Raw genomic sequence first — 20996 nt, forward strand, 5'->3', positions numbered from 1 at the left:
AAGGGACACATGAACACATTCGAATGGAAACGGAACTGGCATAGCCAAGTGCAACGGCGCCCCAGGCTGTTCCAACAAGGTTTATTAGCCCTATGGCATAGCGGATTAAAGGTGGTGAGATGTTCACGGGGAGGGCGGTCATAGCTGTCAAGGTGCTAAAGCCCTTCGGCGACTGGAAGACCGGGGATATAGTGCTCGTGGAGGACTGGAAGGCCAAGGAGCTTTGGGAGTCGGGGATAGTTGAGATAGTGGACGAGACGGACAAGGTGATAGGCGAGATAGACAAGGCGATAGCCGAGGAGAGGGGGAGCGAACCCATAACCGCCCTTCCCGCAGGACTGTACGAGAGGGCCGAGTTTTACATGTATTACCTCGAGAACTACGTGAGGCTGAACGCCGGTGAAGGAATAGAAACCATAAACGTCAAGCTCACCAAGCTCGCCAACCTGAAGAAAAAGCTTGAGCATCTCAAAACGATACGGTTCAACAAGATTCTCAAGGCGGTCATGCTCAGGCCCAACAGCCTCGAACTCCTCTCCCGCCTTTCGCCGGAGGAGAGGAGGGTTTACCTCCAGCTCTCAAAGATAAGAAACGAGTGGCTCGGTGAGGACTGATGGACAGGGAGGAGATGATCGAGCGGTACGCGAGGTTTCTAAGGGAGTACGTGGACGACGACGGAAAGGAGGTCTACCTCAACAAGCTGAAGGATCTGCTAACCGTCACGCCAAAGCGCTCCCTCGCGATAGACTGGACCCACCTCAACTCCTTCGATCCCGAGCTGGCGGGGGAGCTGATTGAGAACCCCGAGGAGAGCATTCTGGCGGCGGAAGATGCGATACAGATAATTCTCCGCGAGCCTCCGTTGCTCGTCGAGAGAGAGTTCAAGGTCCACGCGAGGTTTTACAACCTCCCCCACACGCTACTCGTCAAGGAGCTGGGTAGCGAGCACATAAACAGGCTGATTCAGGTCGAGGGCATCATCACGCGCGTTAGCGAGGTCAAGCCCTTCGTCGAGAAAGCGGTATTCGTCTGCAAGGACTGCGGCAACGAGATGGTCAGGCTCCAAAGGCCCTACGAGAACCTCGTCAAGCCTGCCAAGTGCGACGCCTGCGGCTCAAGGAACATAGAGCTCGACGTGGAGAAGAGCCGTTTCATAAACTTCCAGAGCTTCCGCCTTCAGGACAGGCCCGAGAGCCTCAAAGGGGGCCAGATGCCGCGCTTCGTTGATGCAATCCTGCTCGATGACATGGTGGACACGGCACTGCCGGGCGACAGGGTTCTTGTCACGGGAATCCTGCGCGTTATCCTGGAGCAGAAGGACAAGAGGCCGATATTCAAGAAGGTTCTCGAGGTGAACCACATCGAGCAGCTCAGCAAGGAGATAGAGGAGCTTGAGATCTCGCCAGAGGACGAGCAGAAGATACGGGAGCTGGCAAAGAGAAAGGACATCGTCGATGCGATAGTTGACTCAATCGCCCCGGCAATCTGGGGCCACAGGACTGTGAAGAAGGGCATAGCTTTAGCTCTCTTCGGTGGCGTGCAGAGGACGCTCCCCGATGGAACGAAGCTAAGGGGAGAGAGCCACGTTCTGCTGGTCGGAGATCCTGGTGTTGCAAAATGTGTGGACTACCACACGAAGGTTCTGCTCGCTGACGGGAGCCTGAGGGAGATTGGAGATGTAGTGGAGGAGGCCGTGAGGAGGGCAGAAGAAGAGGGAAAGCTCAAAAAGGTAGACGATGGTTTTTATGCCCCAATAGACCTTGAGCTGTACGCTCTCGACGCGAAAACCCTGAAGGTCAGAAAGGTTAGAGCCAACATCGCCTGGAAGAGGACCGCTCCCGAACGGATGTACCGCATAAGGACGGCGAGCGGAAGGGAGATAAGGGTAACACCCACCCATCCGTTTTTCACCTTCGAGGACGGGCAGTTCAGGACGAGGAAGGCAGAGGAGCTTAAAGAAGGCTGTTTCATTGCGGTTCCAAGGGCTATTCCAGCTGGTGGCAGGCCCGTAAAGCTTTCAGAGGTACCCATTGAAAAGCCCAAAACTGCAAAGAGCAGATTACAGCTTCCAGAGTTTGCCGATGAGGAGTTCTGGTACGTGATTGGGCTCCTGACAGGAGAGGGGTACACCCAGAAAAGAGGAAGTAGTGCAACTGTGTATTTCACGAACAACGACGACAGGCTTATCGAAAAGGTCTACGAGTACTTCAAAAAGATCGGATTAAATCCAACCATCAGAGATCCTCACAAAGGAAAAACCGCCAAGGAAGTCTATGCGAGCGGAATAGAACTCTACCAACTCATGAAGTGGCTCGGTATCGCACAGAATTTATCAGAGAAAAAAGTACCCCCCCAGTTGTTCGGAGCAAGACTGGAGGATGTTAAAGCGTTCCTTAGAGGCTACTTCGACGCCGAAGCCACAGTGGACCGGAAAAGACCAAAGATCACCGTTGTTTCTGCCTCAGAAGAGCTTCTTAAAGGCGTTCAGCATCTGCTCCTCAGGTTTGGCATAAAATCCCAGCTCCACGAAACCAGATCCCGTGCAACAAACGGGAGAATGAAAACCGCCAGAAAGTATTACCGCCTATTCATTACTGGAGAAGATGCCGTGAGATTTAAGGAACTCATTGGGTTAGAAGTGTCGAGGAAACACAAAATTCTTGAACAGGTTACTCAGGGCATGAAGCCAAACACCAACGTGGACATTGTTCCCGGAGTTGGCAAGCTTCTGTGGAAGCTTCGGAGTGAAGCAGGATTAACCCAGAAGCAAATGGGAATTAACCGCTCAACTTACATGCACTACGAGCGCGGTGACAGACTGCCCAGCAGAGAGAAGCTCAAAATAGTAGTAGAAGCCCTTAAACAACACTTATCGGAGTCCAAAGAGTTAAAAGTTCTTGAACTCTTAGCCAGCTCGGATATCTTCTGGGACAGGGTCGTTGAAATCGAAGAGTACAACCCAGAGCATCCCTGGGTTTATGATCTCCAGGTTCCAGAGCACCACAACTTCATAGCCAACGACATCTTCGTCCACAACAGCCAGCTCCTCCGCTACGTTGCCAATTTAGCGCCGAGGGCAATCTACACGAGCGGAAAGAGCAGTTCGGCGGCCGGTTTGACGGCCGCAGCTGTCCGGGACGAGTTCACAGGATCTTGGGTTCTGGAGGCTGGTGTTCTCGTCTTAGCAGATGGTGGCTTCGCCTGCCTGCACCCCGATTCGAGGGTATTGGCAGATGGGAAGTACGTTCGCATCGAAGACCTCTTCGAGCTTGAGAAATCCTACAAGGCGCTCTCCGACGGTCAGGTTGTGGACATTCAGGAGAAGGAGATGGGAGTTACCGCGCTAGATTTGGGAAGCATGAGGACGAAGGCTTCCACGGCCACGATAATCCGCAGGAAGCCCTGGAAAGGCGAGCTACTCAGGCTGAAGTTCCGCTCCGGCAACGAGGTAACCCTAACTCCAGACCACCTCCTGATAGACGGCCAGACCCTTGAGTGGAAGGAGGCAGAGAAGTTCAGGGTTGGAGACAAGGTAGTTGCCCCGCTAAAGCTTCCCTCGGTGAGAAACAGGGTTTACATACTTGACATCTTGCCGTCCACTTGGAAGATCAAACTGACTCCTGAGGAGAAAAGAGAGCTGAAGGCCGAAGTTCTTAAGAGATTTAAGAGCCTCGCTGAGTTCAACAGGAAGTACAACGTTTCGAGGGATTCCCTCTCCGGAAAGGGCTCTATAAGTGTTGGAAAGTTCAGGAAGATACTTCGTAAGCTGGGAATCTATGATGAATGGCGCGAGAGGCCCCTAACGTATGGTCCGAACTATCGCAGGGAGCGCCTTAAAGTCGCGTACATAACCCCCGAACTCGCTTATTTCCTCGGCTTCCTTTACGGGGACGGGTGGATAAAACGGGACGGCTCGAAGGTTCACGTTCGCATAGTACAGTCAAAGGTACATAACCGGCAGATTGAGAACCTAAGGCGAGCCTTCAAGAGCTTCTACGATGGACAGCTGAGGGAGTACGAAAGGACCACGAGAAGCGAACTGGCGGGCAACGAGATAGAGAGCAACACGATTACGTTCCACGTCAGCTCACCATTGCTCGCGTACCTCTACGAATACATTACCAAAGACAACTTCAGGAATGCATTCTCCTTGGACGACGAGGCCCTGAAGGCCTTTATCGCTGGGGCCTTGGACTCGGACGGCTGTGTGTCAATCAAGAGTAGCAAGAGGGGAAGTGTTGTTCACGTTGAGTTTCTGCTTTCGAACGACCTGGAGATGGACAGGGCCTTTGCACTCCTGCTCCGCAGGTTTGACGTATACGCACGCATTGTCCCTGGAAAGGGTGTGAATAGGATTCAGATAACAGGAAGAGAAGATGTAACAAACCTCCTTAACGCGATTAGGGCGTACAGCGTCAAGATTAAGGAAATACCCGTCAAAAAGCATCTCGTCTCGTCGAAGAGCGATAAAGTTCCCGCCGAACCCGTGAGTAGAATCGCAAGGGACATCATCGAAAGTGTCCCGGCTAAGCTACTACAGGAGCGGGGACTGTGGAGCACCGTTTATTCCTACGCCAAGGGCAGGTACCAGCCCAGCAGGATTCAGCTGAAAAAGCTCGTGGAGAAGCTCGGCGATGTTCTGAGTCCAGAAATCAGGATTAAGCTTGAAGTCCTCGCTACGAGGGATTACTTCCTCGATGAAATCGTCTCCATCGAGCGCATTCCCTACGATGGCTACGTCTACGACCTCTATGTGCCGGGCGAGCACAACTTCCTGGCCGAGGGAATCATAGTCCACAACTGCATTGACGAGTTCGACAAGATGAGCGACAGGGATAGGAGCGCCATACACGAGGCACTGGAGCAGCAGAGCTACCACCACGACTTCGAGCTTCTCTTAGCCGACGGCAGGAAGGTCAAGATAGGCGAGCTGGTCGATTCGCTCATCGAGGCCAACCGCGACCGGGTAATCCTCGGTAAAGACACCGAGATTCTGCCCGTTGATAACGTTTACGTTTTGGCCTACGACCTTGAGAGGAAGGAAATCGTCAGGGTCAAGGCCGACCGCGTGAGCAGGCACAAGGCTCCTGAGAAGTTCATAAGGCTGAGGTTCTCCAACGGAAGAGAGATCACTGTGACGCCGGAGCACCCGATAATGGTGTGGGAGAACGGGGAGATAAAGGAGAAGCCGGCCGCAAAAATTGAAATCCGCGATATCGTCCTCGGCGTTTCGAGGTATCCGCTGGAACTGCCCGAGGTGGAAGGGAGACGGTTCAGGGAGCGCAAAACCGCTGAGGACCGTCAGGACTACCTCTACTCCCTGGGTAAGGTCTCGAGGGTAAAGCGCGTCGCCGGAAGGCACGTTGTTGAAATCTCCGAGAGAAGGTTTCCAAAGGAAATAGTGAGCCATCTCAAGAAGGCCGCGAGGGTTCTCGGGGTCGTTCAGCTGCCGGAGGAACGGGCAAAGCTCTCACGGCCTCTGGTCGGGGAGAGAGTTCTCAGGCCGTACCTCAACAGGGTCATGGAGAGGATCGCCCTGCTGGAGAGCCTCGCCGAGAGCGACCCGGCGGAGGCCGTTGAGCTACTGCCCAGGAGCAGGGTTTACGCCCTCACCGGGGTAACCGTTGATCACCTCAAAAAGAGGGCCGTGACGGGCGACAGGTGGGCGGTCTCGACCATAAGGCTCCTCGTAAAGAACCTGCTCGAACAGGCTAAGGGGCATCTGGAAAGGTTCATGGAGTACTGGGACGGCAACGTGAACTTCCTGACGGTCATCAAGGTCAAGGAGGTTCCAAACGACCGCTGGGAGTGGGTCTACGACGTAACCGTCGAGCCGTACCACCTCTTCGTCTCCCACGGGCTGGTTCTACACAACACGATAAGCATCTCCAAGGCCGGAATAACGGCCACCCTGAACTCCAGGACCACCGTCATCGCCGCCGCGAACCCCAAGTACGGCCGCTTCAACCGCCACAAGAGCCTCCCCGAGCAGCTCGACCTTCCACCCACACTGTTGAGCCGTTTCGACCTCATCTTCCTCCTCCTGGACGAGCCGGACGAGAAGGTCGACGCGAGCATAGCGGAGCACATACTCAAGGTCCGCAGGGGAGAGGCTGAGGTCGTGACGCCGAAGATACCCTACGACCTGCTCAAGAAGTACATCGCCTACGCGAGGAAGAACGTCCACCCCGTGCTGAGCAGGGAAGCTATGGACGAGATAAAGCGCTACTACGTCAGAATGAGGAAGGGCTTCAAGCGCTCCGGCGAGGAGGAGGGAGTCCAGCCGATACCGGTCACGGCGAGGCAACTGGAGGCTCTGATAAGGCTCAGCGAGGCCCACGCAAGAATGAGGCTGAGCGAGACGGTAACGCGGGAAGATGCCAGGGCGGCGATTCAGATAATCGAGGAGATGATAAGGAAGATAGCGACCGACGAGGAGGGAACGCTTGACATCTCGATACTCGAGGTCGGAAAGAGCTCCCGGAAGATAAACAAGATAGACAGACTCATCGACATAATAAAGAACCTCGAGTCGGAGGGCGAGTTCGGAGCGCCGGAGGACAAGGTGATCGAAGCGGCGAAGCAGGCGGGCATAGGCTCTGAGAACGAGGTGAAGAAACTCCTGAGCGACCTCAAGCGCGATGCCAGAATTTACGAGCCGAGGGCGGGCTTCTACAAGGTCCTCTAACCGGCCCGCCGTTTCCAAAAGGTTATAAACGCCCCGTGATAGTTAAGATGGAGGTGAGAGCATGAGCGAGAAGAAGGTTGATTTTTACGATTTCGAGGGCTTACTCGACAAGGCTTACGATGAGCTGCCCGAGAACGTCAAGCATCACACTTCCCGTTTCGAGGTTCCTCCGGCACAGGTCACGATAGCCGGAAACAGGACCATAATCGAGAACTTCGTGGACATAGCAGAGGCGATGAACCGCGATCCAAACCACCTGCTCAAGTTCATTCTGCGCGAGGTCGCAACGGCAGGAACCCTCGAGGGCAGGCGTGTCGTCCTCCAGGGACGCTTTACGCCGTACCTCATAGCGAACAAGATGAAGAAGTACCTCAGGGACTACGTCATCTGCCCTGTCTGCGGCAGTCCGGACACCAAGATCATCAAGCGCGGCCGCTTCCACTTCCTCAAGTGCGAGGCCTGTGGAGCCGAAACGCCCATACAGCACCTTTGAACCCTCTTTCATTCATTTTCCCTGCACGACTGTGCACATCTTTTCTTTGGAGGCCCTAACGGGTTTGAAAACCCTTTTAAACTTTACAAACTACAAGTGCCAGGCACCCAAGTCACCAAGGGGGAGTTCTCATGAGCATGGAGGAAAAGGTCAATGAGCTGTATGAGAGGAAGAAGAAGATTCTGGAAATGGGCGGCGAAAAGGCCGTTGAAAAGCAGCACGCCAAGGGCAAGCTGACGGCGAGGGAGAGGATAGAGAAGCTCCTCGACCCGGGAAGCTTCGTTGAAATAGGAGCCTTCGTGAGGCACCGCGGAACCGAGTTCGGAATGGACAAGAAGGAACTGCCGGCAGATGGAGTCATCACCGGCTATGGAACCATCGACGGCCGTTTGGTTTTCGTCTACGCCCAGGACTTCACCGTGATGGGCGGTTCGCTCGGCGAGATGCACGCGGCGAAGATAAAGCGCGTAATGGAGCTGGCACTCGAAGCGGGAGCACCGATAATCGGCCTCAACGACTCCGGCGGAGCCAGGATTCAGGAGGGCGTCGATTCCCTCAAGGGCTACGGCGAGATTTTCAAGATGAACACGATTCTCAGCGGTGTGGTTCCGCAGATCACAGCCATCATGGGGCCCTGCGCCGGTGGAGCCGTTTACAGCCCGGCGATAGGAGACTTCATTCTGATGGTGGACAACCCGGCGAGCTTCATGTTCATCACCGGCCCGCAGGTCGTTAAAGCCGTTACCGGCGTCGAGGTCACCCCGACCCAGCTCGGCGGTGCCATGGTTCACGCCCAGCGCGCCGGACAGGCCCACCTCGTGGGCAAGAGCGATGAGGAGGTTCTGGCGCTTATAAGGCGTCTCGTGAGCTACCTGCCCTCAAACAACATGGAGAAGCCGCCGCGCGTTAAGACGAACGATCTGCCCTTCAGGAAGACAGAGAACCTCTACTCCATAGTTCCCGACGACCCGAACAAGGGCTACGACGTGAGGGGGGTCATCTACGAGATAGTGGACAGGGACGAGAACGGCAACCCGGACTTCCTGGAAATCCTCCCCTACTTCGCCCCCAACGCCGTGGTTGGCTTCGGCAGAATGAACGGCCAGACCGTCGGCATAGTGGCCAACAACCCGATACACTTCGCCGGCGTCCTCGACATTGACTCAAGCGACAAGATAGCGAGGTTCGTTAGAACCTGCGACGCCTTCAACATTCCGATAGTCACGCTCGTGGACGTTCCGGGCTACCTGCCGGGCACCCAGCAGGAGTACGGCGGAATAATCAGGCACGGCGCGAAGGTCCTTTACGCCTACGCGGAAGCGACGGTTCCGATGGTCACCGTAATCCTCAGGAAGGCCTACGGAGGTGCCTATCTCGCGATGGGAAGCAAGCACCTCGGCGCCGACTTCGTGTTCGCCTGGCCGACGGCCGAGATAGCCGTCATGGGGCCAGAGGGAGCGGCGAACATCATATTCAGGAAGGAAATCGCTGCTGCCGAGAATCCCGAGGAGGTTCGCCAGCAGAAGATTGCCGAGTACCGCGAGAAGTTCGCCAACCCCTACGTTGCCGCTGCAAGAGGTTACATAGACGACGTTATAGACCCGGCCGAGACGAGGGCAAAGGTGATTATGGCGCTCGAAGCCCTCGAGAGCAAGCGCGTCAAGCTCCCGCCGAAGAAGCACGGCAACATACCGCTGTGAGGTGGAAGTATGAGCGAGTTCATGGAAGGGCTTAACCTGACCGTCCTGGGAGTTACGATAGTCTTCATGGTGCTCAGCATACTGGCGGTGGTGCTCTACGCCGTCGGCTGGATCGAGAGAAGGCTGGTGGAGAGGGAAAAGCCGGCTCCCTCGCCTGCCCCCACTCCCTCTCCAGTGGAGAAGGAGGATAAGCCAGTCATACCCCCGAGGGACTTGGCCGTTATAACCGCGGCGATACTGGCCTACACGGCGGAGAAGGCTTCACAGCTCAGGCCCCTGCCGTTTAAGAGGAAGATTTCCGACGCCTGGCGCCTCTACGGCGTCCAGAGCCAGATGGAGGAAGTTGAGGACTTCAATTACGAAATGGGGAAGTGGTGAAGATGGCGAAGGTTAAGGTCATCGTTGATGGTGTTGAGTACGAGGTGGAAGTTGAGGAACTCGGAGCGGGACGCTTCAAGGTCGCCTTTGAGGACAGGGAGTACACGGTAGAGGCCAAGGGACTGGGGATAGATGCCAGTGCCCTCAGTTCAGCGAGCGCCGCCGTTCCAGCGGTTCCAAGCGCCCCAACCGCGCCGAGCGTCCCTGCCCCCGCCCCAGCCCCGGCTCCAGCCGTTTCCGCTCCGGCTCCCCCCGGTGAGGGTGTTGTCACCGCCCCAATGCCGGGCAAGATTCTTAGAATACTCGTCAAGGAGGGCGAGAAAGTCAAGACCGGCCAGGGATTGGTCGTCCTGGAAGCAATGAAGATGGAGAACGAGATTCCCGCTCCAAAGGACGGAGTGATCAAGAAAATCCTCGTCAAGGAAGGCGACACCGTCGACACCGGACAAGCACTAATAGAACTCGGGTGAGGACAGATGGCGGGACTGGTGGAATCGATAATAGCGTTCTTCCAGGGAATGGGGCTGCTCAACCTCAGCTGGGGCAACGTGGTGATGATAGCCGTCGGTCTGGCGCTCGTCTACTTGGCCATACGCTACGAGATGGAGCCCCTACTGCTCCTCCCGATAGGCATAAGCGCCGTGCTGGTGAACATACCCCTCGGCCACCTGGCCAACTGGCCCATAGCCCCGAACCTGCCGGAGAACATAGCGGACAACATCTTCGCAACGCTGAGCTATCTCAACCAGCAATACGGGCCTCCTGGCATCTTCGACATAATCTACTACACCCTCATCAGGACGGAAATAGTGCCGCTCCTGATATTCTTCGGTCTTGGAGCCATGACCGACTTCGGGCCGATGATAGCCGACCCGAAGACGGCGCTCATGGGTGCGGCGGCGCAGATAGGTGTGTTCATAGCTATGCTCACCGCCCTCGCCTTGGGCTTTAACCTCCACCAGGCTGCTTCGATAGGAATCATCGGCGGCGCCGACGGGCCGACGACGATATACCTCACCACGAAGCTCGCGCCCGAGATACTGGGAGCGACGGCGGTTGCTGCGTACTCCTACATGAGCCTCGTTCCGCTCATTCAACCGCCCATCATCAGGGCCCTCACCACCAGGGAGGAGAGAAAAATCAGAATGGAGCAGCTCAGGCCCGTGTCAAAGAGGGAGAAGATAATATTCCCGATAATCAGCATGATCGTCATCAGCCTTCTCGTTCCGAGCGCCGCCCCGCTCGTTGGAATGCTGATGATAGGCAACCTCTTCCGCGAGAGCGGCGTCGTCGAGAGACTCAGCAAGGCCGCCCAGGAGGAGCTCATGAACATTGTCACCATCTTCCTCGGCCTCGGCGTCGGTTCGACGATGCGCGCCGACAGCTTCCTTACTCAGGAGACCCTGATGATCCTCGGCCTTGGAATAGTCGCCTTCGCCAGCGCCACCGCTGGAGGAGTGCTCTTCGGTAAGCTCATGATGAAGCTCTCAGGAGGCAAGATAAACCCGATGATAGGCGCCGCTGGAGTTTCAGCGGTTCCGATGTCCGCAAGGGTTGTCCAGAGAATGGCCAGCGAGGAGGACCCGGGGAACTTCATACTCATGCACGCGATGGGTCCGAACGTCGCCGGCGTTATCGGAACGGCCGTGGCCGCGGGAGTTTTCCTGGCGGTTCTCGGGTGACTTTCTACCTTTTTGTCAATTTTTGAATGAAAAGCTTAAAATAGGAGAAGGGCGCTTTAACTTAAAGCGGTGGTGAAGAAAATGCGCGTGAAGACCCTGATGACACCGGATCCGGTCGTCATAGAGCTTCCTGCCACGAGGGAGTACGCCCTCGATCTGTTCCGAAAGCATAAAGTAAGGTCATTCCCCGTCATCAACAAGAATACCAAGGCCCTCGTCGGAATAATAAGCATAAAGCGCGTCCTCCTCCACCCGGACGAGGAGCAGCTGGCGATGCTGGTGAAGAGGGACGTGCCGACCGTCAAGGCCAACGACGACCTCAAAAAGGCCGTCAGGAAGATGCTCGAAACCGACTACAGGCGCGTCGTGGTGGTCGATGACGAGAACCGCGTTCTGGGCATACTAACCGTCGGCGACATCGTGAGGAGGTACCTGGCAAAGAACGAGAAGCTGAAGGACATAACCATCGAGAAGTACTACCAGAGGAACGTCGGCGTCGTGTGGCAGGGGACACCGCTTAAAGCCGCCCTGAAGGCCCTTCTTCTCTGCAACGCGATGGCAATTCCTGTCATAGACGACGAGGGTTCACTCGTTGGAATGGTAGACGAGACGGACATACTGAAGGACAGCGAGGTTATCCGCGTCATGAAGAGCACCGCCCTCTCCGCCTCGAGCGAGGAGGACTGGATCCTAGAGAGTAACCCCACCCTACTCTTCGAAAAGGCCGAGCTCCAGCTCCCAAAGAAGCCGGTGAAGGACATAATGAACCGCGAACTCATAGTTGCTACCCCCCACATGAGCGTCTACGACGTTGCCCAGAAGATGGTGCAGTATCACATTGAGCAGCTCCCCGTCATCAGGGGAGAGGGCGAGCTGGTCGGCATCGTCAGGGACATGGACATCATCAAGGTTATCCTGAACAAGTGAGCCGGAAAGATTTAATCCCCCTTTTCTCCCCTCCCTTTGGTGGTGCGCTTGAGGGAGGTCAGACTTTCACTCTTCGGTTTTGGGAACGTTGGAAGGGCCGTGGCGGAGGTTCTGATTGGGAAGGAGGCCCTTTTCAGGGAGAAATACGGACTCGAGTTTCGCGTTGTGAGCATCTCCGACACGAGCGGAACGGTGTGGCTCCCGGAGGGCATTGATTTGAGGGAGGCCCTGATGGTGAAGGAGAACTTCGGGAGGCTCTCGGCCTGGACCAACGATTACGAGGTGTACAATTTCACGCCGGAGGAGGCCGTGAGGGAGATCGATGCTGAGGTAGTCATCGACGTCACCAACGACAGGGACGCCTGGAGGTGGCACCTGGCCGCTCTCAGGGACGGAAAGGGACTCGTCACGAGCAACAAGCCGCCGCTGGCGTTCCACTACGAGGAACTGGTGGGTGAAGCGGAGAGGAGGAACCTGCCCTACCTCTTTGAAGCAACGGTAATGGCGGGGACGCCGGTGATAGGCATTCTGCGCGAGAATTTACTCGGCGATTCCGTGAAAAGGATTAAGGCAGTTCTCAACGCGACGACCACCTTCGTACTTAGCAGAATGGAGCAGGGAATTGACTTTGAGAATGCCGTTAAACAGGCCCAGGAACTGGGCATAGCCGAGAGGGACCCGCGTGGGGACTTACTCGGCACCGATGCTGGATATAAAGCCACCATACTCCACTGCGTCGCGTTCAAGCCGATAACCTTCGACGAGATCAGCGTGAAGGGGATAGTAGAGGTAACGGCCGACGAGGTCAAGAGAGCACTGGCCAGGGGAAGGAAGATTAGGCTGGTTGCGACGGTTGAGGAAGGGAATGTCCGGGTCGCTCCAGAAGAGGTGGAAGGTCCGCTCGCGGTTTCGAGCAACGAGAACGTGGCGGTGATAGAAACAGACCTCCTCGGCGAGCTGGTCATTAGGGGCGCCGGAGCGGGGCCAAAGGAGACCGCGAGCGGTGTCGTGAGCGACATCGTGAAAGCCTCGCTGGCCCTCAGGGGAGGCTGATTTCCCTTCCCCCAGCCATTATCGAGAGTTCGACCTTCCCAAAGCGGTAAGGGGTAGCTTTAATGCTGGGCGTTCCACAGGGGTTTTCCAGTTCCCTCTCCTCGAAGAGCGGAAAGAACTCCCTGCAAAGAACCTCCCGTTCCGCCTACCCGTTAATTGTGTGTAGAGCGTTAATCTCGTAACGGGTAGGCTTCCACCCTCCCGTCTTCATCGGGTGGCTTTCGGGGGGAACGGAGACTCCCCACATCTTCAAGGCCCTAACGGAAATATTAAAAGAGCCGACCACATCACGGTCTGCCTCAAACCCGCAGTTTGAACACTTCAAAACCCTGTGCCCATTCGGGCTTAACTTCTCCCCACATACCGGGCACAGGGAGGAAGTGTAAGCGGGATTCACGAAAACAACCCTAACACCCTTTAGCTTAGCCTTGTATTCGATTATGCTCTGAAGCCTCCTGAAGCTCCAGCGGTGGAGCCTGCCATTCATTTCAGCAGAATACCTTATCGAACTCCTAATCTCAGTCAAATCCTCCAGAGCAATGCCACTCCTCAGGCCTCTCGACGACCAGGGTGGAGGCCGAGTAGTCGGGGACGAGGAGGCGCGTTTCTCCTTCACAGGTTATCCTTACCGCCCTCGAACGGGACGCGAGGACGAGGAAAGCCAAGGCGATGAAAACGTTCATCAACGACAGAACCGGCCATCTGCCGATGCTCACCGCGAGAAGAACCAGCGAGATTGCCAGATAGGAAAGGCCGAGCTTCCAACGTCTTTCGTTCCTTACGTGTGCTTTTCTGCCCTCGGCTTCATCAGAGGGAATGACGCTCAATCCTTTTTAACCCTTTGCCGGGCTTCTGGATTTTTCTGTGAAAGTTCGACTTGTACCTCACGGGAGCAGTCCCACTTCCTCCCCCCGGTAAGTCACTGCCACCTTTCCGCCCCTAACATCAAAGGCGAAATCACCAAATTCGGAATAGTCCGACACGTTTCCGCGCCACACCCTTTTCTTGCCCTGAAAGACCTCCACCTCAAAGGCGGCTCCCCTTTTCCTGACCCGAACTCTATAATCTCCAGCGATAACGGTTCGTTCGAAGGAGAGTACCAGAATTATGAATCCAAAGATCAGAAGGAACTGTCCTAAAAACTCAAAACCCCACCAATAGGCAGCCACGGAGAGCAGGAGAGATGAAGCGGCCAACGTGAGCCTTCCACGCCCGGAGGACACTTTGACCTGGTCCATTGTGACCCCCATCAATAGTAATCATCGAAGGTTTTAAAAGCTTATCCGCGAGGGAAGGGCGGTGAAACCATGGAGCACGTGATAGCGCTCCACCAGGTTTACGCGGAACTGATCTTCCGCGGGCTGAAGACGGTCGAGCTGAGGAAGAGCAGGGCCTTCCAGGAGGGGGACACGGTTTTCCTCTACGTGGCGAGGGGCAACCCCTACGAGCTGAGGGACACCCTGAGGAGGCTCGGCCTTCACCCCGAGCAAACGATAACGCAGAGGGGAACAATAGCGGGAGGTTTCGAGGTCGGGGAAGTTATCAGGGCGAACCTCGATACCCTGTGGGAGCTGACGAAAGACACCAGCGGTCTAACGCTGGTTCACGGAGAAAACGGGAAGCGCTGGCTGGGGGAGTACATTAGGGGAGAGGGCTACGCCTTCACGATAGAGAGGCCTTTCCTCTTTAAAGAGCCCGTGAGTAGGGAGGAGATGAAGGAGAAGTACGGGGTGCACGTGGAGGGCATAATCCACCTCTCCCGGAGGACGAGGAAGGGGTGGGTGAAGAACCTCATAGAGGACCTGCTCACACGGGAAGCTGTGTACATTTAGCCATCATTCTCCCGCTTCTCCCCTCCGCTTTCCTCCGGCTCGACCTTCACGTAGGGACCGAGGCTGAGAGAGTCTATCTCCTCCTGGGTGAGGAGCCTGCTCTTGACCTTCTCGCCTATGAGCGCGCTGTTGCCGAGGGGATCCATTATTCTAACGGTGAGCGGTTTCTTTCCTTCCTTGACCTCCTCGATGTAGCCGAGAATCTCGTCGGTCCTCTTCACCGCCTCCTCATCGCCCTCCTGCTCCTTGAAGTGCCTGGCCATCAGCAGTGTCTCCCTGACGCGCTCGAGAACGCCCTCGACGTTGGTTATGAAGCCTTCAGCTGCCGGCCCGGGCTCAATCTTAACGCCAATCTCGTCGAGCTCTATGGTTCCGCTCTTGCTCCTCACAACGCGCGTGAAGAGGTCCTTCTCGTTCTCCACCTTGACCGTGTAGAGCTTCGGCGGCCTGTCCTCGAGTATCATGACGTCAGCGTTCCTGTAACCACAGCGCTCGCAGATTATCGTGCTCTCCATGACCTTGCCAAAGTAGGGAATCTCGTGAACGTGCTGTATGGCCTTGAGTGTCCCCTTTCCACCACAGATTGGGCAGTCCCCAAGGGAGATGACCTGGACGTCCTCGGGGATCTCGACATCGGTTTTCCTCTTCTCACCCTTCTCAGCCATCTCGCACCACCGGAGAAGGGGAGGACGGGGAGCTTATAAAACTACCCGCAGAGAATTGAAAAAGCGGGGGAATCACTTGGCTATCTTGATGTCCGAGGGGACAAGGACGAGCTTTATCTCGTGCTTGCAGATTTTAGCGGCCTGTCCGCCGAGGGCATTGACCATTCCCTTGAGCTGCTCGGCCACCTTCTCGAGAACCTCGGGCTTGACCTCGAGCGGGCTCAGATCGACGAGAACGATGTTGCCGTTCTGCAATTCCTCGGAGATCCTCTCAAGGTCGGCGTAGCTGGTGACGACTATCTTCTTCAGGTAGCGAACCTGGGGCTTGACTATCTCCTTAGCAAGAACATCTTCCTCGAGAGGGACGACATCGATGTCATGCCTGGGAGCGGGGGTCTCCTTCTTGACCACCGCGGGAGGCTTCCTCTTGGGAGCGGGCTTGGAGTCCTTCTTCTTAAGGCTGTCAAACAGTCCCATTGATATTCCCCCCAAGTTATCGTAAGGGCTGGAGTAACTTGGGCGTTGGTGTTTATATCTCTTTCTGAAAACCTTCAGCCCTCTCGTCCAAGTTTAAGCAGGCCAAAACCGCTGAGGAGAAAGGTAGCAACGGCGAAGGCAAGTGGCACGTAGGTGTAGAGGTCCCAGCCCCATGTGAAGGAGGCGTTGTAGATGAGCCAGACACCAAGAAAAAGCGAGAAGAGAGCGAGCGTTAGGTAGAGCTCCTTCCTGGGGCCTCCGCTGACGGCCAGTCTGAAAAGCTGGAACAGGAACAGGGATAACACAACGATGGCCAGCACATCGATAAAAACGTTCATAACAACCACCGGTGGGAAAAGAAAAGGTTCACTCGGCCTTAACGGCCTCAAGAACCTTCTCCCTTATCTCTGCCCCCTTCTTGATGGCGGTATCCACTGCGTAGATGACCTCCTCAAGCTTGAAGCTACCACCCTCGCTTTTCTGGACGGAGGATATCATTCCGTTCTCGTCGGTGGTTATGATTATCCTGCCGTCCATGACGCGCTCCTCGTCGAGGTTTGGATCGATCAGCAGGCTGGGACCTATCTTGGCGAAGGTAACCGGTATGGGGACCCTTCTGACGGGCAGGGGCTCGTACTCGTCGAGAACCTCCACCTCGTCGGTCTCCTCGTTGTAGACGACCTTCGGAATCTTGGTGCTGAGCAAGGCGGCTATGGCACCAATTCCGGTGGCGTCGAGCAGGTTGCCGTCGTGGTCGAGGACGTGGACGTCGATGAAGACAACCCTCACGAGCTTGCCCGGAACGATGACAAGCTTCTCCAGCTCGACCGCCCCGCTCTCCCTGATCCCCCTGTCCACAACCCTAGCCAACTCGATGGCGTTCTCGTCCGGCGGTCCTGGCTCGAAGCTCGGGGAAGCGAGGGGGACGAGCTCGACGTTGGTGGTTATAACTCCCCTGTCCGGGAGGTCGGGGAAGGGTTCACCCATGTCCACCTTTATGCCGACGAGAACCTGGGTGTTGCCGAGCTTGACCCAGGCCGAGCCTTCCGCCTTCTCGATGACGTTCACCCTGATCTCAAGGTCGCGATAGTCCTCGAGCCCGCGGCCGTCCACGCGCTTGCCCTCCTTGAGGAGCGCCAGGATGTGGTCGCGCATTATGCCGGCCATTATCTCCATCTCACTCACCTCCACCGACCTCCTCTGCTATCTTGAGGTACTTGACCTTCAGCGCCTCGCGCTGCTTCTGGTAGACTGCCTTTGCCCCCTTGATGGCGAGCCTGACTGCCTCTATGAACTCGTCCCTAGTGAGGTAGCCGTCCATCTGGAGGAGCGTTATGTCGTTCTTGAGGGGCATTATGGCAACGGGAACATCGGCTTCACCGTAGTTGTCCTCCTCCTTGTTGAGGTCGAGGACTATCTCGCCCTCTATCTTCCCCGCGGCGCACGCCGCCACCAGGTCCCTCATAGGCACGCCTGCATCTGCCAGGGCAAGCGAGGCGGCGGTTATTCCGGCAACGCGCGTTCCTGCATCAGCTTGCAGGACCTCTATGAAGACGTCTATGGCCGTTCTCGGAAACATCTCGAGGATTAAAGCCGGCTCAAGGGCACCCCGGATAACCTTGCTTATCTCGACGCTCCTCCTGTCCGGCCCGGGCTTCTTGCGCTCCTCGACGCTGAAGGGGGCCATGTTGTAGCGGACGCGCAGGATTGCCCTGTCGGGCCTCTGGAGGTGCTTGGGGTGTATCTCCCTCGGGCCGTAGACGGCCGCGAGGATCTTGTTCTTGCCCCACTCAACGTAGGCAGAACCGTCGGCGTTCTTCAGCACGCCGACCTCCATCTTTATGGGCCTTAGCTCGTACTTCTTTCTCCCGTCTATTCTCTTTCCGTTCTCATCTATGAGCTTTAAACCCTCTGGCTTGCCCATCATTCTTCCTCACCCTCTCCAGCCTTAGGTTCCTCAACCTGGGGCACCTCGTCTATCACTCCCATCTCCTTGAGCTCCTGAAGCCTAGTCATGAGGAGCTCCTTGACCCTGTCGGTCAGTCCCTGGGTGTGGCTCTCGCGGTCCACCTTGAGGATTGCCTCTATGGCAAGCTTTTCCAGCTCTTCCTTCTTCCCACTGACCCAGACCCAGCCGTTCTGGCCCACTATTATCCTCGTGCCGGTCAGCTTCTTGATGAGGTTTATCATCGAACCGCCCTTGCCAATGAGCCTCGGCACCTTGGAGGGGGTTATCTTAACTATCTGCCCTCCCCTGAGCGGGCCTCCCTTGAAGGGCATTCCCTTGGTGGTGAGGTCTATCTGGTTCACCTCGTTGTACGCCTTTATCTTGGCGTAGATTATGTCGCCTATGTCGAATATCTTCCTCAGGTCGGTTTTAGCGAGGTCAATGCGCTCTTCCACGGCGTCCTGAACGCGGAGGCTCGCCTGGTAGGGGGCACCTATATCGACCGTCCAGTTGGAGAACCTGACGTCCACTATCTTGCCTATGACGTTGTCGCCGACCTCGGGTATGTAGGGCCCCTCCAGGGGAATGACGCGTATCGTATCTCCCCTTATCTCAACAAGCCCCACGACGGTCGAGTATATCCTGTTGCCTTCCCTGAAGGTCCCTCTTCCACTCTTAAACGGCCCCTGGGCGAGCAGAGTCCCAGGAACCACAAGCTCCCTACTCTTTACAAAAATCCTCCTCATAGTCCCTTCCTCTCTATCAGTTTAGTTACAGCCTCGCCCTTCGTGAGGGCGTTGAGCTTCTCATAAAACTCCTCCTCGACTCCTCCAGGAATCTCAATTAGGAACATCCACGAGCCGTCGCTGGCCCACTCCTCGCGCTTTATCGTCCCGAACTTCCTGACCTCACCGTAGGCCCTGCCGACGTAGTCACCGGGTATCTTGACGGCTATGACCTTCATCTCCAGCTTTATCGGGAGAAGAGGCCTTATGGCCTTGATCACTCCTGGAACCTGGGCCTCGGCGTCCTTGAAGAGGTCTATGTGGACCCCGGCTTCCTCCATCGCCCGGAGGATCCTATCAACGGGGTGCGGGTAGCCGGTCCTCGGGTCCACGGCGTGCCTGTGAATAATCGTCGCTATGTAGCGCCTCTTGTCCTCGAGCATCTGCCTCCTCTGCTCCGCGGTGAGCTGAACGTCGCCCTTCCGGAGGATTATCTTGGCCACCTCGTAGGGGTCGCTGGTGCCGAATATCTTCTCCATCTCATGCTCGCTCGCCTTGTCCCCCTTGTGGGCGTCCTTGAAGACGTAGGGCGTGGCCAGTATCTCCTCGATGGGGACCTCCTTGCCCTCCTTGAAGTCCCTCGCGAGGTAGGGGTCAACGAGTATCTCGAAGGTCTCGCCGTGCGTCTTCAGACGGGCGATGACTGCTTTATCAACGCTTATGGGCATCGCCCGTCACCTCAGTAGTTGCTGTCCAGCTCGGAGTAGTCCTCTTCCCTCTCCTCGACTTCCTCCTCCTTGGCCTCCTCGATTATCTCGCTCAGGTATCTCCTGATGTCCTCAGTGGAGAGCTTCCTCCAGCGCTTGTCGTCCATGGTTATGTAAGCGACCTCAATGCTCTCCGGACTCGGCTCCTCAAGGGTCTTCGCTAGGGCCAAGATGGCGAGCTTTACCGCCCCCTCCATGTCGAGGTTCTCGTCGTAGTGCTCCTCAAAGATGGCCATAGCGGTGTTCCTTCCGCTGCCTATTGCAACGGCCTTCCACTCGAAGTAGGCACCGCTCGGGTCTGTCTCGTAGAGCTCGGGCTTGTCGTTAACGCCCGCCATGAGCAGGGCGGCACCGAAGGGCCTCACACCGCCGTACTGGGTGTGGGCCTGCTTCAAATCACAAATCTTCTTCACCAGAACGGTGAGCGGAACGGGTTCGCCGTAGGTCAGGCGGTAAATCTGGGCCTCCAGCCTGGCCCTATCAACGAGAACCCTTGCATCGGCTATTATACCGCTCGGAGCGGCCGCTATGTGGTCGTCAATCTGGAAAATCTTTTCATAGCTGCTCGGCTCTATGAGCCTGCTGGTTATCCTCTTCTCAACCGCGAGAACAACGCCTTCCTTCCACTTAACTCCTACCGCGGTGGCTCCCCTTTTCACTGCCTCCCGGGCGTAGTTCACCTGGAAGAGCCTTCCATCAGGGCTGAAAACCGTAATGGCCCTGTCGTAACCTGCCTGTGGTGGTACAAACGCCATTTTACATCACCTCTAAGGATTATCGTCACTCCTTCACACTCTTCCCGTAATTCTCGGGCGGCCTAATTAAGCTTTTCTATTCACTCTTCAGAGCCACGAGGGCCATCTTTCTCGCTATCCTGCGTGCGAACTCCAGCGGCAAAAACGCCACCAGGAAGACTATCACGGCCAGTATCAGCGAGTTCTGCCTGCCCAGTGGCTGCCATATCATCAGGAGGAACGCGATCAGCATGAGGCCGAGCCCAACGGCCAGGAACCTCTGGTAGCTCTTTCTCATAACCTCCAGGGTATCGTCCACCGCACTCACCGGGAGCTTTTTATTCCGAACCGGTTTTAAGCCTTTGGTGTTGGCGATGGAGTGCCCGTTCTGCAGCGCAAGACCCGGAACAATCCTTTACGAGGACGAGCTGATTAGAATACTCCTCGACTCTTACCCCGCGAGCAGGGGCCACCTACTGGTGGTTCCGAGGAGGCACGTCGAGAGCTGGTGGGAGTTGAGCGAGGAAGAAAAGGTCGCCCTGATCAGGGGCATGGAGCTGGCGATGGAGAAGCTGGCACAGGTACTGAAGCCAGACGGGTTCAACGTCGGAATAAACCTGGGCAGGGCCGCCGGCCAGACCGTTCCGCACCTCCACCTCCACGTGATTCCCCGCCGGGAAGGTGACTGCGCTCACCCCCGGGGAGGGGTCAGGAAGGCGGTTCTGGACCTGGAGGACGAGAACCTCAGCCTGAAAGAGCGCTGGGTAAAGAACAGGCTGAGCGGGGAAGAGGTCGAGAGGCTGAGGGAGGCGTTTGAACAACACTTTGAGTGATAATTTGATTCGCTCCCGCAATGTTTTTATCTATTAATTACCAAAAGAGATACCCGAGTATTCACGCGTTCCAGGGAATTGAAGAAAGTCCGAA

At 56.3% G+C, this 20996-nt stretch carries 22 protein-coding genes and 1 pseudogene; 11 read left to right on the top strand and 12 right to left on the bottom strand.

Features of this window, described 5'->3' with window-relative positions:
* Nucleotides 1–119: 119 nt before the first annotated feature.
* The 9 genes from CL1_RS03385 (at nucleotide 120) to CL1_RS03425 (ending at nucleotide 12921) form a co-directional block, all read left to right on the top strand.
* Nucleotides 120–614, top strand: a complete 495-nt coding sequence (locus CL1_RS03385; protein WP_014788493.1) for a hypothetical protein — start codon at nucleotides 120–122, stop codon at nucleotides 612–614.
* Complete coding sequence (locus CL1_RS03390; protein ID WP_148267272.1) at nucleotides 614–6688, top strand: LAGLIDADG family homing endonuclease; 6075 nt, start codon at nucleotides 614–616, stop codon at nucleotides 6686–6688. Before CL1_RS03385 ends, CL1_RS03390 begins: the two co-directional genes overlap by 1 nt.
* A gap of 61 nt (nucleotides 6689–6749) precedes the next feature.
* Nucleotides 6750–7181, top strand: a complete 432-nt coding sequence (locus CL1_RS03395; RefSeq protein WP_014788495.1) for a translation initiation factor IF-2 subunit beta — start codon at nucleotides 6750–6752, stop codon at nucleotides 7179–7181.
* Between the two features lie 131 nt (nucleotides 7182–7312).
* Nucleotides 7313–8881, top strand: coding sequence for a carboxyl transferase domain-containing protein (locus tag CL1_RS03400; RefSeq protein ID WP_014788496.1), 1569 nt, complete (start codon nucleotides 7313–7315; stop codon nucleotides 8879–8881).
* Between the two features lie 9 nt (nucleotides 8882–8890).
* Nucleotides 8891–9259: an OadG family protein gene (locus CL1_RS03405; RefSeq protein ID WP_014788497.1), complete on the top strand. Its 369-nt coding sequence runs from the start codon at nucleotides 8891–8893 to the stop codon at nucleotides 9257–9259.
* A 2-nt stretch (nucleotides 9260–9261) separates the two neighbouring features.
* Nucleotides 9262–9729: a biotin/lipoyl-containing protein gene (locus CL1_RS03410; RefSeq protein ID WP_014788498.1), complete on the top strand. Its 468-nt coding sequence runs from the start codon at nucleotides 9262–9264 to the stop codon at nucleotides 9727–9729.
* A gap of 6 nt (nucleotides 9730–9735) precedes the next feature.
* Nucleotides 9736–10941, top strand: coding sequence for a sodium ion-translocating decarboxylase subunit beta (locus CL1_RS03415; protein WP_014788499.1), 1206 nt, complete (start codon nucleotides 9736–9738; stop codon nucleotides 10939–10941).
* Between the two features lie 81 nt (nucleotides 10942–11022).
* On the top strand, nucleotides 11023–11868 hold the full coding sequence (locus CL1_RS03420) for a CBS domain-containing protein (RefSeq protein ID WP_014788500.1): 846 nt from the start codon (nucleotides 11023–11025) through the stop codon (nucleotides 11866–11868).
* Between the two features lie 48 nt (nucleotides 11869–11916).
* Nucleotides 11917–12921, top strand: a complete 1005-nt coding sequence (locus tag CL1_RS03425; protein WP_014788501.1) for a homoserine dehydrogenase — start codon at nucleotides 11917–11919, stop codon at nucleotides 12919–12921.
* A gap of 145 nt (nucleotides 12922–13066) precedes the next feature.
* Here CL1_RS03425 and CL1_RS03430 read toward each other — a convergent pair.
* The 3 genes and pseudogenes from CL1_RS03430 to CL1_RS03440 all read right to left on the bottom strand — a co-directional run.
* A pseudogene (locus tag CL1_RS03430) lies at nucleotides 13067–13465 on the bottom strand (zinc ribbon domain-containing protein); the annotation flags it as partial.
* Entirely contained in the window at nucleotides 13440–13748 is a 309-nt protein-coding gene (locus CL1_RS10875) for a hypothetical protein (protein ID WP_014788502.1), read from the bottom strand. The pseudogene CL1_RS03430 and the gene CL1_RS10875, both read right to left, overlap by 26 nt.
* Before the next feature lie 57 nt (nucleotides 13749–13805).
* Nucleotides 13806–14159 (bottom strand): hypothetical protein, encoded by a 354-nt coding sequence (locus tag CL1_RS03440; RefSeq protein WP_014788503.1) that lies wholly within the window; start codon nucleotides 14157–14159, stop codon nucleotides 13806–13808.
* Between the two features lie 69 nt (nucleotides 14160–14228).
* Here CL1_RS03440 and CL1_RS03445 point away from each other — a divergent pair, with 69 nt between their 5' ends.
* Nucleotides 14229–14753 (top strand): ASCH domain-containing protein, encoded by a 525-nt coding sequence (locus tag CL1_RS03445; protein WP_014788504.1) that lies wholly within the window; start codon nucleotides 14229–14231, stop codon nucleotides 14751–14753.
* Here the strand turns inward: CL1_RS03445 and CL1_RS03450 are convergent.
* The 9 genes from CL1_RS03450 to CL1_RS03490 all read right to left on the bottom strand — a co-directional run bounded on the left by CL1_RS03450 (nucleotide 14750) and on the right by CL1_RS03490 (nucleotide 20397).
* Nucleotides 14750–15418: a ZPR1 zinc finger domain-containing protein gene (locus tag CL1_RS03450; RefSeq protein ID WP_014788505.1), complete on the bottom strand. Its 669-nt coding sequence runs from the start codon at nucleotides 15416–15418 to the stop codon at nucleotides 14750–14752. The genes CL1_RS03445 and CL1_RS03450 overlap by 4 nt on opposite strands.
* A 72-nt stretch (nucleotides 15419–15490) precedes the next feature.
* Nucleotides 15491–15895 (bottom strand): cell division protein SepF, encoded by a 405-nt coding sequence (locus tag CL1_RS03455; protein WP_014788506.1) that lies wholly within the window; start codon nucleotides 15893–15895, stop codon nucleotides 15491–15493.
* 74 nt (nucleotides 15896–15969) lie between these two features.
* On the bottom strand, nucleotides 15970–16233 hold the full coding sequence (locus CL1_RS03460) for a hypothetical protein (RefSeq protein ID WP_014788507.1): 264 nt from the start codon (nucleotides 16231–16233) through the stop codon (nucleotides 15970–15972).
* A gap of 28 nt (nucleotides 16234–16261) precedes the next feature.
* A complete protein-coding gene (gene rrp42, locus CL1_RS03465; RefSeq protein ID WP_014788508.1) occupies nucleotides 16262–17071 on the bottom strand; it encodes an exosome complex protein Rrp42 in 810 nt (269 codons plus the stop codon).
* Nucleotide 17072: 1 nt separating this feature from the next.
* Entirely contained in the window at nucleotides 17073–17822 is a 750-nt protein-coding gene (rrp41, locus tag CL1_RS03470) for an exosome complex exonuclease Rrp41 (protein WP_014788509.1), read from the bottom strand.
* Nucleotides 17819–18589, bottom strand: a complete 771-nt coding sequence (gene rrp4, locus CL1_RS03475; RefSeq protein WP_014788510.1) for an exosome complex RNA-binding protein Rrp4 — start codon at nucleotides 18587–18589, stop codon at nucleotides 17819–17821. The genes rrp41 and rrp4 overlap by 4 nt, the downstream gene beginning before the upstream one ends.
* On the bottom strand, nucleotides 18586–19296 hold the full coding sequence (locus CL1_RS03480) for a ribosome assembly factor SBDS (protein WP_014788511.1): 711 nt from the start codon (nucleotides 19294–19296) through the stop codon (nucleotides 18586–18588). The genes rrp4 and CL1_RS03480 overlap by 4 nt, the downstream gene beginning before the upstream one ends.
* Before the next feature lie 11 nt (nucleotides 19297–19307).
* Nucleotides 19308–20090: an archaeal proteasome endopeptidase complex subunit alpha gene (gene psmA, locus CL1_RS03485; RefSeq protein ID WP_014788512.1), complete on the bottom strand. Its 783-nt coding sequence runs from the start codon at nucleotides 20088–20090 to the stop codon at nucleotides 19308–19310.
* 76 nt (nucleotides 20091–20166) lie between these two features.
* The gene (locus tag CL1_RS03490) at nucleotides 20167–20397 is read right to left on the bottom strand and encodes a hypothetical protein (protein WP_237266269.1); all 231 of its coding nucleotides are present in this window, start codon (nucleotides 20395–20397) and stop codon (nucleotides 20167–20169) included.
* A gap of 46 nt (nucleotides 20398–20443) precedes the next feature.
* Between CL1_RS03490 and CL1_RS03495 the strand changes: the two genes are divergently transcribed.
* Nucleotides 20444–20902 carry an HIT family protein gene (locus CL1_RS03495; protein WP_014788514.1) on the top strand — a complete coding sequence of 153 codons (459 nt, stop codon included), beginning with the start codon at nucleotides 20444–20446 and terminating at the stop codon, nucleotides 20900–20902.
* The last annotated feature ends 94 nt before the right edge of the window (nucleotides 20903–20996 follow it).

Source organism: Thermococcus cleftensis (genome assembly GCF_000265525.1).
GTDB lineage: Archaea > Methanobacteriota_B > Thermococci > Thermococcales > Thermococcaceae > Thermococcus > Thermococcus cleftensis.

Excerpts from the sequence above, each read along its gene's own strand:
- CL1_RS03480 (WP_014788511.1), bottom strand. The coding sequence starts at position 19,296 with ATGCCCATAAGCGTTGATAAAGCAGTCATCGCCCGTCTGAAGACGCAC.
- CL1_RS03390 (WP_148267272.1), top strand. The coding sequence starts at position 614 with ATGGACAGGGAGGAGATGATCGAGCGGTACGCGAGGTTTCTAAGGGAG.
- rrp4 (WP_014788510.1), bottom strand. The coding sequence starts at position 18,589 with ATGAGGAGGATTTTTGTAAAGAGTAGGGAGCTTGTGGTTCCTGGGACT.
- CL1_RS03420 (WP_014788500.1), top strand. The coding sequence starts at position 11,023 with ATGCGCGTGAAGACCCTGATGACACCGGATCCGGTCGTCATAGAGCTT.
- CL1_RS03440 (WP_014788503.1), bottom strand. The coding sequence starts at position 14,159 with ATGGACCAGGTCAAAGTGTCCTCCGGGCGTGGAAGGCTCACGTTGGCC.
- CL1_RS03385 (WP_014788493.1), top strand. The coding sequence starts at position 120 with ATGTTCACGGGGAGGGCGGTCATAGCTGTCAAGGTGCTAAAGCCCTTC.
- psmA (WP_014788512.1), bottom strand. The coding sequence starts at position 20,090 with ATGGCGTTTGTACCACCACAGGCAGGTTACGACAGGGCCATTACGGTT.
- CL1_RS03450 (WP_014788505.1), bottom strand. The coding sequence starts at position 15,418 with ATGGCTGAGAAGGGTGAGAAGAGGAAAACCGATGTCGAGATCCCCGAG.
- CL1_RS03400 (WP_014788496.1), top strand. The coding sequence starts at position 7,313 with ATGAGCATGGAGGAAAAGGTCAATGAGCTGTATGAGAGGAAGAAGAAG.
- rrp41 (WP_014788509.1), bottom strand. The coding sequence starts at position 17,822 with ATGATGGGCAAGCCAGAGGGTTTAAAGCTCATAGATGAGAACGGAAAG.
- CL1_RS03405 (WP_014788497.1), top strand. The coding sequence starts at position 8,891 with ATGAGCGAGTTCATGGAAGGGCTTAACCTGACCGTCCTGGGAGTTACG.
- CL1_RS03410 (WP_014788498.1), top strand. The coding sequence starts at position 9,262 with ATGGCGAAGGTTAAGGTCATCGTTGATGGTGTTGAGTACGAGGTGGAA.
- CL1_RS03455 (WP_014788506.1), bottom strand. The coding sequence starts at position 15,895 with ATGGGACTGTTTGACAGCCTTAAGAAGAAGGACTCCAAGCCCGCTCCC.
- rrp42 (WP_014788508.1), bottom strand. The coding sequence starts at position 17,071 with ATGGAGATAATGGCCGGCATAATGCGCGACCACATCCTGGCGCTCCTC.
- CL1_RS03460 (WP_014788507.1), bottom strand. The coding sequence starts at position 16,233 with ATGAACGTTTTTATCGATGTGCTGGCCATCGTTGTGTTATCCCTGTTC.
- CL1_RS03495 (WP_014788514.1), top strand. The coding sequence starts at position 20,444 with ATGGAGTGCCCGTTCTGCAGCGCAAGACCCGGAACAATCCTTTACGAG.
- CL1_RS03445 (WP_014788504.1), top strand. The coding sequence starts at position 14,229 with ATGGAGCACGTGATAGCGCTCCACCAGGTTTACGCGGAACTGATCTTC.
- CL1_RS03415 (WP_014788499.1), top strand. The coding sequence starts at position 9,736 with ATGGCGGGACTGGTGGAATCGATAATAGCGTTCTTCCAGGGAATGGGG.
- CL1_RS03395 (WP_014788495.1), top strand. The coding sequence starts at position 6,750 with ATGAGCGAGAAGAAGGTTGATTTTTACGATTTCGAGGGCTTACTCGAC.